General features: G+C 30.9%; 10 protein-coding genes. 5 read left to right on the top strand and 5 right to left on the bottom strand.

Features of this window, described 5'->3' with window-relative positions; all coding sequences use genetic code 11:
- Nucleotides 1-12: 12 nt before the first annotated feature.
- From odhB to FVF61_RS13965, 3 genes are read right to left on the bottom strand one after another with little or no spacing between them, the layout of a single operon-like run.
- A complete protein-coding gene (gene odhB, locus FVF61_RS13975; RefSeq protein ID WP_148457460.1) occupies nt 13-1230 on the bottom strand; it encodes a 2-oxoglutarate dehydrogenase complex dihydrolipoyllysine-residue succinyltransferase in 1218 nt (405 codons plus the stop codon).
- A gap of 31 nt (nt 1231-1261) precedes the next feature.
- Nucleotides 1262-2221, bottom strand: a complete 960-nt coding sequence (locus FVF61_RS13970; protein ID WP_148457457.1) for a peptidoglycan DD-metalloendopeptidase family protein — start codon at nt 2219-2221, stop codon at nt 1262-1264.
- A gap of 1 nt (nt 2222) precedes the next feature.
- Nucleotides 2223-4982: a 2-oxoglutarate dehydrogenase E1 component gene (locus FVF61_RS13965; protein WP_148457455.1), complete on the bottom strand. Its 2760-nt coding sequence runs from the start codon at nt 4980-4982 to the stop codon at nt 2223-2225.
- A gap of 116 nt (nt 4983-5098) precedes the next feature.
- Here FVF61_RS13965 and FVF61_RS13960 point away from each other — a divergent pair, with 116 nt between their 5' ends.
- Complete coding sequence (locus tag FVF61_RS13960; protein WP_148457453.1) at nt 5099-5641, top strand: alpha-ketoglutarate decarboxylase; 543 nt, start codon at nt 5099-5101, stop codon at nt 5639-5641.
- Here FVF61_RS13960 and FVF61_RS13955 read toward each other — a convergent pair.
- Nucleotides 5638-5988 (bottom strand): hypothetical protein, encoded by a 351-nt coding sequence (locus FVF61_RS13955; protein WP_148457451.1) that lies wholly within the window; start codon nt 5986-5988, stop codon nt 5638-5640. The two genes, FVF61_RS13960 and FVF61_RS13955, sit on opposite strands and share 4 nt — an antisense overlap.
- Complete coding sequence (locus FVF61_RS13950; protein WP_148457449.1) at nt 5988-6962, bottom strand: polyprenyl synthetase family protein; 975 nt, start codon at nt 6960-6962, stop codon at nt 5988-5990. The genes FVF61_RS13955 and FVF61_RS13950 overlap by 1 nt, the downstream gene beginning before the upstream one ends.
- 123 nt (nt 6963-7085) lie before the next feature.
- Between FVF61_RS13950 and FVF61_RS13945 the strand changes: the two genes are divergently transcribed.
- Genes FVF61_RS13945 through FVF61_RS13930 form a run of 4 tightly spaced genes read left to right on the top strand, consistent with a single transcriptional unit; the run spans nt 7086 to nt 13802 of the window.
- A complete protein-coding gene (locus FVF61_RS13945; protein ID WP_148457447.1) occupies nt 7086-7685 on the top strand; it encodes a TetR/AcrR family transcriptional regulator in 600 nt (199 codons plus the stop codon).
- Nucleotides 7686-7688: 3 nt separating this feature from the next.
- Nucleotides 7689-9032 (top strand): TolC family protein, encoded by a 1344-nt coding sequence (locus FVF61_RS13940; RefSeq protein WP_148457445.1) that lies wholly within the window; start codon nt 7689-7691, stop codon nt 9030-9032.
- Nucleotides 9033-9061: 29 nt separating this feature from the next.
- Nucleotides 9062-10246 (top strand): efflux RND transporter periplasmic adaptor subunit, encoded by a 1185-nt coding sequence (locus FVF61_RS13935; RefSeq protein WP_148457443.1) that lies wholly within the window; start codon nt 9062-9064, stop codon nt 10244-10246.
- Nucleotides 10247-10298: 52 nt separating this feature from the next.
- Nucleotides 10299-13802 carry an efflux RND transporter permease subunit gene (locus FVF61_RS13930; protein ID WP_148457441.1) on the top strand — a complete coding sequence of 1168 codons (3504 nt, stop codon included), beginning with the start codon at nt 10299-10301 and terminating at the stop codon, nt 13800-13802.
- Nucleotides 13803-13822 lie beyond the last annotated feature (20 nt).

Genomic DNA, 13822 nt, shown 5'->3' with positions numbered 1-13822 from the left:
TGAAATTCTTTTTTATAGCTCTAATGCTTTCTTAATATCATTATCCATTAATAATTCCACTGGATTTTCAAGAGCTTCTTTAACCGCAACTAAAAAACCAACAGACTCTTTTCCATCAATTATTCTATGGTCATAAGACAACGCAACATACATTATTGGACGAATTTCTACTTTTCCGTTTACTGCTACAGGACGTTCAACAATATTATGCATTCCTAAAATACCACTTTGTGGAGGATTGATAATTGGTGTTGATAACATAGATCCAAAAACTCCTCCATTTGAAATAGTAAATGTTCCTCCAGTCATTTCATCAACTGTAATTTGTCCGTCACGAGCTCTAATAGCAAGTCTTTTAACTTCTGCTTCTACACCTCTAAATGTTAGGTTTTCAGCATTTCTAATTACTGGCACCATCAAACCTTTTGGTCCAGAAACTGCTATGGATACATCCACAAAATCATAAGAAATCATTTCTTTTTCATCTATCATTGAATTAACAGCTGGATACATTTTTAATGCTCTAACTACTGCTAATGTAAAAAATGACATAAAGCCTAACCCTACATTATGTTTATTTTTAAAAATTTCTTTATACTCGTTACGTAAAGTGAAAATTGGAGACATGTCTACTTCATTAAAAGTCGTTAACATGGCTGTTGTATTTTTAGCCTCTACTAATCTTTCAGCAACTTTACGACGTAACATAGACATTTTACTTCTTGATGTACCTCTAGTTCCACCTGTAGGTGTTCCCATAGAAGGCACTGCTTGCATAGCATCTTCTTTTGTTACACGACCATCTTTTCCTGTACCAGAAATTGAAGAAGCTTCCATACCTTTTTCTGCTAAGATCTTTTTAGCAGCAGGACTTGCAGTACCAGTTGCATATGTTTTTGTCTCTGTCGCTTTTGGAGTTTCAACAACTTCTTTTTTTGGAGCTTCGTCCTTTTTTTCTTCTTTTACAGATTGTTCTTTTCCTTCTGGTTTAGCTACACTTGTATCAATTAAACAAACTACTGCACCAACTGCAACAGCATCACCTTCTTCAGCTTTAAGTGTAATTGTTCCACTAGCTTCTGCAGGAAGCTCAAGAGTTGCTTTATCGCTATCTACCTCAGCAATTGCTTGGTCTTTTTCTACATAATCTCCATCTTGCACTAACCAAGTTGCTATTTCTACTTCTGTAATTGATTCTCCTGGTGAAGGAACTTTCATTTCTAAAATCATAATTATAATTTTATTTGTAAACGGTTTGTTATCAGTCTCTATTTTTTATTGCATCTCCTTTTACAGGAAGATAATCTAGTTGTAATTCTCCATTAACCAAAATCCTATCAAAATATAATTTTGCTCCTGTAGCAATATTCATATCCAACGTATTTTGTAGACTAAGGTGTAAATGAGGTTCTGTAGTGTTCCCTGAGTTTCCACATTTTCCTAATAAGCCTCCTTTTCTAATAAATTGGCCTTCTCTTACTGCAATGGAGTTTTCTTTTAAATGTGCAAACAAAATATATTCTTTATTATTTGTCTCTAGAACAATTGTATTTCCTGTAAGTTGTTCTGAATTTAGTTCTCCAGGAATATTATCTTTAACTCCTGTTATAACTTTAACTACTTTCGCATCGCAAGGAGCAATAATATCTTTTCCATAAGCGTAATAATTCTCATTAACTTTAGGATCTCCACTAAATGACGCATCATCTTTTATTATTAAAATATCGTAAGCATATTTCTGATTTTCATGAGCGACATGGTAATTGTTTTTTTTATCTATTCCTCCCCAAAATACAAACCATTCTTCATTAAAAGGCAGAATCATTTTAGTCGTATTTCTATCAAGAACTGGTAAATTATCTGGTTTATGATACGTTACAAGCAATCCACCTATTTTATTATTATTATCTAAATAAAATGTTATATCTCTAACTTCTGAAGCAAAAGTTACAATATAGATGTGTGCTAAATCTTTTATTTTATTAAATTCAACTTGAGTTATTTTTCCTAATTTACTATTTAAATCAGCAAAAAAAGCTCGTGTCTTTGCTAGTGGCATAGCTTTCTTCATATCGTAATTAAACATATAATAAATAGCATTGTAATTGCCTTCATTATATAACGATTGAAAATCTGCAACTACTTTGCTATAATTATCTTTATCTTGTGAATAAGATATTACAGAGACAAGTAAAAATAATATGAATAAGCTTTTTTTCAATTTAACGTTGATTGTTTTTTGATTTATCGAAAACATAATCTATAACTTCTTTATGACGTTTTTTTGATCTAACAGAGCTACCAGCAGCTGGAGCTCCATAAGCTCTTCGTGTTGCAGCTCTAAATGTTTTTGCTTCGTCTAAATGCATTAACATATGGCTGTATGCTCCCATATTTTTTGGTTCTTCTTGTGCCCAAACCAGGTCTGTTGCGTTGTTATATTTTTTAAGTATTGCTCTTATTTCTTTAACTGGCAATGGAAATAGTTGTTCTATTCTTACTAATGCAACATCTGTTCTTTCTAGTTTTTCTTGTTCTTCAAGTAAATCGTAATAGAATTTTCCAGTTAAAAATACCAAAGTTTTAATTTTATCTGCTTTTGCTCTTTCGTCGTCTATTAACATTTGAAAACTACCATTGGCAAATTCGTCTACTGTTGAAACTACTAGTGGATGACGCAATAAACTTTTAGGTGTAAACACAATTAATGGCTTTCTAAAATTAGCTTTCATTTGTTTACGCAACAAATGATACATATTTGCAGGTGTTGTACAATCTGCAACAAACATATTGTCTTTGGCACAAAGTTGCAAATAACGTTCCATACGTCCAGATGAATGTTCTGCTCCCTGACCTTCGTATCCATGAGGCAATAACATGACTAGACCATTTTGAAGTTTCCATTTATCTTCGGCAGCAGAAATATATTGATCCAACATAATTTGAGCACCATTACTAAAATCTCCAAATTGTGCTTCCCAAATAGTTAATGTTTTTGGACTTGCCATGGCATAGCCATAGTCAAAACCAACAACTCCATATTCAGAAAGTAAAGAGTTATAAATAAAGAATCTTCCTTGGCTATCGCTAATATTATTTAATAGAATAATTTCTTCTTCACTATCTTCAACTTTTACTACAGCATGTCTGTGTGAAAAGGTTCCTCTTTCAACATCTTGTCCTGAAATTCTAACATCATAACCTTCTTCGAGTAACGTTCCATAAGCTAAATGTTCTGCCATTGCCCAATCTAACTTATTCTCGTTAAACATATCTTTTCTTGATTCTACTAATCTAGAAATTTTACGAATAAACTTCTTATTTTTTGGAAGGGTTGAAATAGTGTCAGCTATTTTTTCTAATCCTTTTTTAGAAAAAGTAGTATCAATAGGCTTCATCATTTTATCCTCCTCAACAGTAATGTAATTTTCCCATTCATTTTGCATAAATGGAGTAATAACTGTTTTATCTTCTTTTCTAGAATCTTCTAACTTTTCTTCTAATGATGCTTTGTAATCTTCTTCTAATTTTTGAACATAAGCGCTATCTATAATCCCTTGAGCTATTAGTTTATCTGCATAAATATCTCTTGGGTTCTGATGTTTTGCAATTGCTTTGTATAATTTTGGTTGCGTAAAACGTGGCTCATCGCCTTCGTTATGACCATATTTTCTATAACCCAATAAATCTATAAATACATCGCGTTTAAATTTCATTCTAAAATGCAATGCAAATAACATAGCATGTACAACAGCTTCTGCATCGTCTGCATTGACATGTAAAACTGGAGAGAGTGTTACTTTTCCAACATCTGTACAATAGGTACTTGAACGAGCATCTAAATAATTGGTAGTAAAACCAACTTGATTATTAACTACAATATGAATGGTTCCATTTGTTTTATAACCATCTAATTGAGCCATTTGAACAATTTCATAAACCAAGCCTTGTCCAGCAATAGCAGCATCACCATGAACAATAATTGGTAATACTTGTGATGGGTTTTCAGGATATTTATCGTCTTGTTTCGCTCTTGTAATTCCTTCAACAACTGCTCCAACAGTTTCTAAATGTGATGGATTTGGAGCAATGTTTAAATTTATTTTTTTACCTGTATTTGTAATTCTATCGCTAGTCCAACCTAAATGGTATTTAACATCACCATCAAAAACTTCTTGTTCATAATCTTTTCCATCAAACTCGCTAAAAATATCTTTAGCCGATTTTCCGAAGATATTTGTTAAGGTACTTAAACGACCACGATGTGCCATTCCCATAACAAATTCTTTTACATCATATTCTGAAGCTTTTTCAATTAATGCATCTAAAGCTGGGATTAAAGATTCTCCACCTTCTAATGAAAAACGTTTTTGACCAACATATTTGGTGTGTAAAAAGTTTTCGAAAGACACTGCTTCATTTAGTTTTTTAAGAATATACTTCTTTTGCTCAACATCAAAATTAGGTTGGTTATCATTTACATTTAATTTATCCTGAATCCATTGTATTTCTTCAGGTTTTCTAATATACATATACTCAACACCAATCGAGCTACAATAAATTTTTTCTAAATGATTTATTATTTCCTGTAACGTTTGAGACCCTATTCCTAGAACTTCACCAGCACTAAAAACCGTATTTAAATCTGATTTAGATAAGCCGAAATTTTCAATTTCTAAGGTAGGAGCATATTTTCTTCGCTCACGAACAGGATTTGTTCTTGTAAACAAATGTCCTCTAGTTCTATAACCATCTATAAGTTTTATAACTTGAAATTCTTTAGTAAGATTTTCAGAAACATGCTCGCAAGATACTCCATCGACTAGTTCATCGACTAAGCCATAACTTTCGCTACCAAAATCGTAGCCTTGAAAAAAAGCTCTCCAACTTGGTTCTACAGAATCTGGGTTTTGTAAATATTGATCATAAAGGTCAGCAAAATATGCTGTATGTGCTGCATTTAAAAAGGAAAATTTATCCATATAAAATGTAAAACTAAAAAGTTCAAACAAAATTTACACAAAAGTACAACTTTTAGTAAAATTAGATATGGTTTTATTATTTTTATACAGTCCCATTTTTAACGAAAATTAAAATCATGAATAAATCTTACTTATTGTCTAAAAAAAACATCTTAGTTTTATTAGTAATCTGTTTGATAGCTATAAACTTACATGCTCAAGTAAATGCAAACAAACAACCAAATGATTTTTGGAGTCGTGTTCAATTTGGAGGAGGAATAGGACTTGGGTTTGGAGATGGATATTTTAGTGGAACTCTTGCTCCAAGTGCTATTTATAGACTTAATAACTATGTTGCATTAGGAATTGGCCTTAGTGGCACTTATAATACAGAAAAGAATTACTATAAATCATCAATCATTGGTGGAAGTATTCTTGGTCTGTTTAATCCCATTCCTGAACTCCAACTTTCTACCGAGTTTGAACAGAATAATGTCAATATAGATTGGGATAGCCGAACAGATTATATCGATGAAAATTATTGGTATCCATCTTTATATTTAGGTGCTGGTTATAGCACCAGACATGTTACAATTGGTATTAGATATGATTTGCTTTATGACAGTTCAAAAAGCACCTACTTAGATCCATGGATGCCATTTGTACGTGTTTACTTTTAAGAATATTGATTTTTAAACCAAACTTTTTGCCATTCACGTTGTAGAATTAAAAAAGATATTTGTTCAGATAATAACAAGGTATCACTTCCATCTAATTGTTTTACTTTTTTCTCAGACACATCAATTATGTATAGCAGATTAAGGTAATCCATAAATTTTTCTTGAATCAATTTATAGATGGTTTCATGAAGCAATAATTTTAAACTAGATGGCAGTACGTCTTCACTAAAATCTAAATCAATATTAGCATACAAAAGATCTTTATTTAATTGTTTTATTAAATTTTTATATAAATTATCTTGAGTCGCTTTGTTAACTAATTCTTCGAAAGTAGCTGGTAATTGCATTATACGTTTCTATTCATTAATTGTTCTCCAAATTGTCTTAATGCCACTTTATTTTCCTTAGATATATTTAATTTTTCAAGCACTATAAAGGCTTTTGAAGTATAATTCTGAATTTCTTTTTGAGTCGCTTCTGCAGAACCACTTGAGATAAAAATTTGCTTAGCTGTTTTAATTTTTTCAGAATGTTCTTTGGTATTTAAACTATACAAATGCAACAGTTCTGTTTTTTTATCTTCTGCTGAAAACTCGACTGCTTTTAAATATAAAAAGGTTTTTTTATTTTCAATAATATCTCCACCAACTTGTTTCCCAAAGGTTTTAGGATCACCAAATGCATCTAAATAATCGTCTTGTAATTGAAAAGCAATTCCTAGATTTTTACCAAAGTCATAAATTAAATTTTGATCTTCTATTGAAGCTTGAGCTACAATAGCACCCATTTTCATTGCAGCACCAATTAAAACAGCTGTTTTGTATTCAATCATTTTCAAATATTCTGCAATAGTCACATCTTCTCTGGTTTCAAAATCGATATCAAATTGCTGACCTTCGCAAACCTCTAAAGCTGTTTTACTAAATAATTTTGCGAGAGCTTGAAATGTTTCAGGATTATAATTTTCGAATAATTGATAAGCCATAATTAACATGGCATCTCCAGATAAAATCCCTGTATTTAAATCCCATTTTTCATGAACTGTTTCTTGACCACGACGTAAAGGAGCATCGTCCATTATATCATCATGAATTAAAGAGAAGTTATGAAACACTTCAATGCTTAACGCAGCATTTAATGCTTTTTTATAATCGCAATTAAATATTTCGGCAGTCATTAAAGTTAAAACTGGACGTAAGCGTTTACCTCCTAATTTTAAAATATAATTGATGGGATTATAAAGTGAGGCTGGCTCTCTATGTACTGAAAATGTGTTTAAAAAAGAAACAAAAGTTTCTTGATAAAAAGCTATTTGTTGCATGAAACAAAAATAGTGCAATAATAGAAACTTATACTATAAGTTTTAGTCAATATTAAGAAAATGTTAAAACTTTGGAAACTTTTTTGGTTTTTAAAGTTTCCTGTTGTAGTTTTGCCACCTATTATGAAGGACAAAATAATTTCTAATGCCAGTGAATTGTTTATTACCTATGGTTTTAAAAGTGTTACCATGGATGATATTGCTAACAATCTAGGCATTTCAAAAAAAACCATTTATCAGCATTTTGATAATAAAACGAAACTAGTTGAAGCTACAACCATGCATATGTTTGAAATTATTTCGCATGGTATTGATTGTATCTGTGAGTTAGAAAAAAACCCTATAGAAGAGCTATACGATATAAAGAGTTTTGTTATGCAACACTTGAAAGACGAAAAGTCTTCCCCACAATATCAACTTCAAAAATATTACCCTAAAATATCTGCAACCTTAAAAAAGAAACAATTTGAAGTTATGCAAGAATGTGTTATTGACAATTTAAAAAGAGGAGTAAAGACCAATATTTTCAGACCAGATATTAATATCGAATTTATATCCAGAATCTACTTTAACAGTATGGTATCTTTAAAAGATCAGGATTTATTTCCTTTAAATAATTTTTCTATGAATATGCTCATGGACAACTATTTAGAATATCATTTAAGAGGTATTTGTACTCCAAATGGATTAAACATTTTAACTAAAATCATCAACAAAAAATAAAATATGAAAACCAAACTAATCATTTTATTTAGTTTAATTTTTACTATCTCTATATATTCCCAAGAAGATGCATATAATTTTAGTCTACTTGAAGCCATCGATTTTGCTATAGAAAACAATAGAGCTTCTAAAAATGCTACTCGAGATATTGAGGCAGCCAAAAAACAAAAATGGGAAGCTACAGCTACTGGACTTCCTCAATTGGACGCAAAAATAGATTATCAAAATTGGTTAAAGCAACAAGTGTCATTATTACCAGGAGAAATAGCTGGTGGAGATCCAGGCACGTTTATACCTGTAGCTTTCAGTACAGATCAAAGTGTTGTTGCTATGGCTACTTTAAATCAATTACTATTTGATGGTTCTTATTTAGTTGGATTAAAATCAGCAGAAGTGTATTTAGAAATTTCAAGATTTGCAAAAGAAAAAACAGATCTTGATGTTAGAAAGGCTGTAATAAACGCTTATGGTAATGTTTTATTAACAGAGGAATCACTTGTTATTATAAATAAAAACATAGAAGTAATTCAAAAAAATTTAAACGAAACGACTAAAATATACGAAAATGGTCTAACAGAAGAAGAAGATGTAGAGCAATTAGAAATTACATTATCCAACTTACAAAGTGCCTACAGCAATATGTCTAGAATGAAAATTATTGCTTACCAAATGTTTAATATCACATTAGGTATTGATTTAAATTCTAATACAACCTTGACAGAAGATTTAGAAGCATTAACACTTAAAAACATTAGTTTAAGCTTATTAGAGGTAAATGAAAATGTAGAAAACACAATAGATTTTAAGATTGCAGAAAACGATAAAGCTACCAAAGAGTTACTATTAAAATTAGAAAAAAGTAAATTTTTACCCAATTTGTCTGCTTTTATTAATGCAGGCTATAATGGTTTTAATGAAGAATTTACTTTCACTCATAACAATCAAGAATGGTTTGGATCTTCTTTATTTGGAGTAACCATGAACATCCCTATTTTTAGCTCAGGAATGCGTAGTGCTTCCACCCAACGTGCTAAGATAAATCTTGATAAAGCTACTGAAGATTTAATTGAAGTTGAACAAAATATTAAACTCGAAATTGCATCAGCAAAAAGCGACTATCAATTTGCTATTGAAGAATATTATAACAAAAAAGAAAACTTAAACCTTGCAGAACGAATAGAGCGAAAAAATCAAACTAAATTTTTTGAAGGAATAGCCTCAAGTTTCGATTTAAGGCAAGCACAAACACAGCTATATAGTGCACAAGACGAATATTTACAAACCATGATTAACGTCATAAACTCAAAAACCAAACTTGAAACTGTACTTAACACTATAGTAGACTAATTAAACTAGAAAAATACGATACAAATTCTATGAAAAATATATCCATTATCTTAATTACAGTATTACTTTTTGCATCATGTGGAGAGGGTAAAAAAAATTCTGTAGAAAAAGTTTTAGAAAGCAATAATCTTGAAACTATTAGAAACAAAAAAACAGAGCTGGTAAACGATTTACAAGTTCTAGAAGGTAAAATAAAATTACTTGATGATAAAATTTCTGTTTTAGATACTACTAAAAAAGTACCTTTAATTACTACTTTTAAAGCTACTCATGAAGTATTTAATCACCAATTAGAAATACAAGGAAACGTAACAACAAAAGATTTAATTGTTATTCACCCAGAATATAATGGCATATTAACTCATTTATATGTTAAAGAAGGACAAAACGTTAGCAAAGGACAAGTAATGGCAAAAATTGATGATGGTGGTTTAAGCCAACAATTAGCACAATTACAAATTCAAGAAGACTTATCAAAAACAACCTTCGAACGTCAAAAAAGATTATGGGATCAAAACATTGGAAGTGAAATTGAGTTTTTACAAGCAAAATCCACATACGAAGCCCAAAATAAAGCAGTTAAGCAAATGCAAGAACAAATTGCGAAAACAACTGTAAGAGCACCATTTTCCGGAACTATAGATGATGTCATGACTGAGCAAGGAACTGTTGTTATGGCAGGACAATCTGAATTAATGCGAATTGTTAATCTAGATAACATGTATATTGAAACAGATGTGCCAGAAAGTTATTTAACTAATATTACTAAAGGAAAAAATGTCCAAGTTGATTTTCCTGTACTTGGAATTAATATTGAAACCAGAGTTCGCCAAGTTGGAGATTATATAAACCCAAACAACAGAACGTTTAAAATTGAGGTTGGTATTCCTAATAAGGATAAAATTATTAAACCTAATTTAACGGCAAGACTTAAAATTAATGATTATACAAATGAAAATGCTTTATTAATTCCACAAAGTATTATATCTGAAAATGCTGAAGGAGAACAGTACATCTATGTTGTAAAAGATATAAACGACAAAAATGAAGGTACTGCAAATAAAGTTATTATTAAAACAGGTAGAACTCAAGGAGATGTTATTGAAGTACTAGAAGGTATTGAAAATGAAGCCGAAATAATTAAAGAAGGAGCACGTAGTGTAAAAGATGGGCAAACAGTAAAAATTTTATATGATTCTAATAGTATCAAGTAATTTTTACAATTCTTATTCTAAAACATTTAAAAAAACACTAAAACATTAATCAATGTCTAAAAAAAAGAAAAAAGAAGTCCATAAAGAATTTAGCCTTTCATCTTGGGCTATAAATAATAAAACAACAAATTATGTTCTTATAGCAGTTATCCTCTACTTAGGTATTTCTGCCTTTTTTAACATGCCAAGAGAAAACTTTCCTGAAGTAAACGAAACTAAAATATACGTTAGCTCTGTTTACCCAGGAAATACTGCTGAAGATGTTGAAAAACTAATTACAGACCCTTTAGAAGATATACTAAAAACAGTGAGTAACGTTGTAGAAATTACTTCAACATCTCAAGAAGATTACTCAATGGTTGTTATTGAATTCGATGAAAATATTACTGTCGAACAAGCCAAACAGAAAGTAAAAGATGAAATAGATCAAGAAACATCAAGCGAAGATTGGCCAACATTTAATGGCGCAAAAGTTGAACCAGATGTTTTTGAATTAAGCCTTTCTGAAGAAATGCCAATTCTTAATATTAATATTTCTGGTGATTATCCAATAGAAAAATTAAAAGAATATGGCGAATATCTACAAGATGAAATTGAAGACCTATTGGAGATTAAGAAAGTAGATATTCGTGGTGCTCAAGACAAAGAAGTTGAAGTTGCTGTAGACATTTTCAAAATGATGGCTACTCAAGTTACTTTTAACGATATTATTAATGCCATAAACAACGAAAACGTTACCATGTCTGCAGGTAATTTAATTACAAGTGGGCAAAGACGTACCATTCGTATTATTGGTGAAATAGAATCACCTTCAGAATTAGAAAACTTTGTAGTTAAGTCGGAAGACGGAAACGCTATTTACCTTAAAGATGTTGCTTCTGTATCCTTTAAAGAAAAAGACAAAACCACATTTGCTAGAGAATTTGGCGAGCCAGTAGTTATGCTAGACGTTAAAAAACGTGCTGGAAAAAACATGGTTGATGCTGCAGACCAAACAAGAGAAATTGTTGAAGATGCCATTAAAAATGTATTCCCTCAAGATTTAAAAGTAACCATAGCTAACGACCAATCACCTGTTACAATTGGGCAGGTTGACGATCTTGTAAACAATATTATTTTTGGTGTTATTCTAGTAGTTACTGTTTTAATGTTCTTCCTAGGGTTTAAGAATGCCATATTTGTTGGTTTTGCTATTCCCATGTCTATGTTCATGTCTTTAATGATTTTAAACTCACTAGGTTACACTTTAAATACCATGATTCTCTTTGGATTAATTATGGGATTAGGAATGCTTGTAGATAATGGAATTGTTGTTGTAGAAAATGTATATCGACTCATGGATGAAGAAGGCATGAGTAGAATGGAAGCAGCCAAAAAAGGTATTGGAGAAATTGCATTCCCAATCATCATATCTACTGCAACAACCGTAGCTGCGTTTATTCCTTTAGGTTTGTGGCCAGGTATTATGGGAGAGTTTATGATGCTTTTACCAATAACACTATCTACCGTTCTAGGTTCTTCATTATTTGTAGCGATCTTTTTCAATTCGGTATTAGTTTCTCAATTTATGAGTGTTGAAGATAAAGACATGCCATTAAAACGTATTATTTTAACAACCAGTTTAATGGCTATTTTAGGCATTCTTGTTTATATAACAGGAGATTCATACAGAGGACTAGGTACATTAATGATATTTACTGCTATCATGCTCTGGATTTATAGATTATTTTTAAGAAAATGGGCAAATAATTTCCAAACAAAAACATTAGTAAAGTTAGAGAACTTTTATGAAAAACAATTACGACAAGCGCTTAGTGGAAGAAAACCATTTATTTATAGTATTGGAATTTTTGCTCTATTAGTAATTGCCATCATATCTTTTGGAATTTCTTTAGCTACACAAAGAACTAAAGTAGAATTCTTTCCAGACAATAAGCCCAATCAAATTATTGTTTACATAGAATATCCTCAAGGAACTGCTATCGAAAAAACAAATGCTATAACTAAAGAAATTGAGAAGAAAGTTTACACAGTATTAAACGACGATCAATATACAGATGGTGATTATAACTTTATGGTTGAAAGTGCTGTCTCACAAGTTGGGGAAGGCGCTGGAAATCCTCAAGCAGATTCAGGTTCTGATGCCGAGATGCCACATAAAGGAAAAATTACGGCTTCTATGAGAGAGTTTAAATACAGAAGAGGAGAGGATAGTGAGCTGTTAAGACAAAAAGTACAAAAAGCATTAGTTGGTATTTATCCAGGTGTTTTAATATCTGTTGAAAAAAATGCTGATGGTCCTGCAGCTGGAGCTCCTATTAATATAGAAATAGAAGGAGATGACTATAATGAGCTTATTGCTACAGCTGAAAAAATGCGGGACTATATTAATACTAAAAATATTCCAGGAATAGACGAACTTAAAATAGATGTTAATAAAGACAAACCATCTATGCAAGTAATAGTTGATAGGAAAAAAGCGGGGGAATTAGGCATCTCTGCTTCTCAGGCTGGTCAACAATTAAGGAACTCCATTTTTGGTGCTAAAGCAGGCGTTTTTAAAGAAGGAGGTGAAGATTACGATATTTATGTGCGTTTTAACAAAGAAAATAGATACAATCAAAGTGCCTTATTTAATCAAAATATAACCTTTAGGGATAATTCAGGAAAAATTAAAGAAGTTCCTGTATCAGCTCTAGCCGTTCAAAAAAATAATTCTGGATTTAGTGCTATTAAACATAAAGATGTTAAACGTGTTGTTACTGTGTATTCTGCTTTATCTCCTGGATTTACTGATGCTGGTGCTATTGTGTCTGAGGTTCAAAACGAAATGAAAAGTTTTGAAGAATTACCTAAAAACATCAAAATTGATTATACTGGGCAGATTGAAGAACAAAACAAACAAATGAGTTTTTTAATGGGTGCACTTGTTACAGGCTTAGGATTAATATTTTTCATTTTAATATTTCAATTTAACTCACTTTCTAAACCAGCTATTATAATGATTGCCATCTTTTTAAGTTTTATTGGTGTTTTTGGTGGTATTGTTATAACAGGAAGTGCTTTTGTTATTATGATGACTATGATGGGAATTATTTCTCTTGCAGGAATTGTAGTAAATAATGGCGTAGTACTTCTAGATTATGCGCAATTATTAATAGACAGGAAAAAAGCAGAATTGGATATAGAATCATCAGAATATTTAGATGATAAAGATTTATTAGAAAGTATTATAAAAGCAGGGAAAGCTCGTTTACGTCCAGTTTTATTAACAGCTATAACAACTATTCTTGGTTTAATTCCGTTAGCTATTGGATTTAATCTTAACTTCTTCACTCTTTTTGGTGAATTTAATCCAAACATATATATGGGTGGAGATAACGTAGTTTTCTGGGGACCATTGGCCTGGACCGTTATTTATGGTTTATTAATTGCAACTTTCTTAACATTAATTATAGTTCCTATATTATTTTACTTGGTAACAAAATTTAAAATGTGGATTCATTCTAAGGTAAATAACGATCCAGTATTTGAAGCAATAGAGGAAACTATATAATATTACATTATAGCTCAATT

The organism is Xanthomarina maritima (assembly GCF_008084905.1).
GTDB lineage: Bacteria > Bacteroidota > Bacteroidia > Flavobacteriales > Flavobacteriaceae > Xanthomarina > Xanthomarina maritima.
The sequence above is the reverse complement of the archived record's forward strand: the minus strand, read 5'-3'. Positions and strand labels throughout refer to the sequence as shown.

What these genes read in the sequence shown, in the direction of transcription:
- odhB (WP_148457460.1), bottom strand. Translation starts at nt 1,230, where the DNA reads ATGATTTTAGAAATGAAAGTTCCTTCACCAGGAGAATCAATTACAGAA.
- FVF61_RS13965 (WP_148457455.1), bottom strand. Translation starts at nt 4,982, where the DNA reads ATGGATAAATTTTCCTTTTTAAATGCAGCACATACAGCATATTTTGCT.
- FVF61_RS13960 (WP_148457453.1), top strand. Translation starts at nt 5,099, where the DNA reads ATGAATAAATCTTACTTATTGTCTAAAAAAAACATCTTAGTTTTATTA.
- FVF61_RS13955 (WP_148457451.1), bottom strand. Translation starts at nt 5,988, where the DNA reads ATGCAATTACCAGCTACTTTCGAAGAATTAGTTAACAAAGCGACTCAA.
- FVF61_RS13950 (WP_148457449.1), bottom strand. Translation starts at nt 6,962, where the DNA reads ATGCAACAAATAGCTTTTTATCAAGAAACTTTTGTTTCTTTTTTAAAC.
- FVF61_RS13945 (WP_148457447.1), top strand. Translation starts at nt 7,086, where the DNA reads ATGAAGGACAAAATAATTTCTAATGCCAGTGAATTGTTTATTACCTAT.
- FVF61_RS13940 (WP_148457445.1), top strand. Translation starts at nt 7,689, where the DNA reads ATGAAAACCAAACTAATCATTTTATTTAGTTTAATTTTTACTATCTCT.
- FVF61_RS13935 (WP_148457443.1), top strand. Translation starts at nt 9,062, where the DNA reads ATGAAAAATATATCCATTATCTTAATTACAGTATTACTTTTTGCATCA.
- FVF61_RS13930 (WP_148457441.1), top strand. Translation starts at nt 10,299, where the DNA reads ATGTCTAAAAAAAAGAAAAAAGAAGTCCATAAAGAATTTAGCCTTTCA.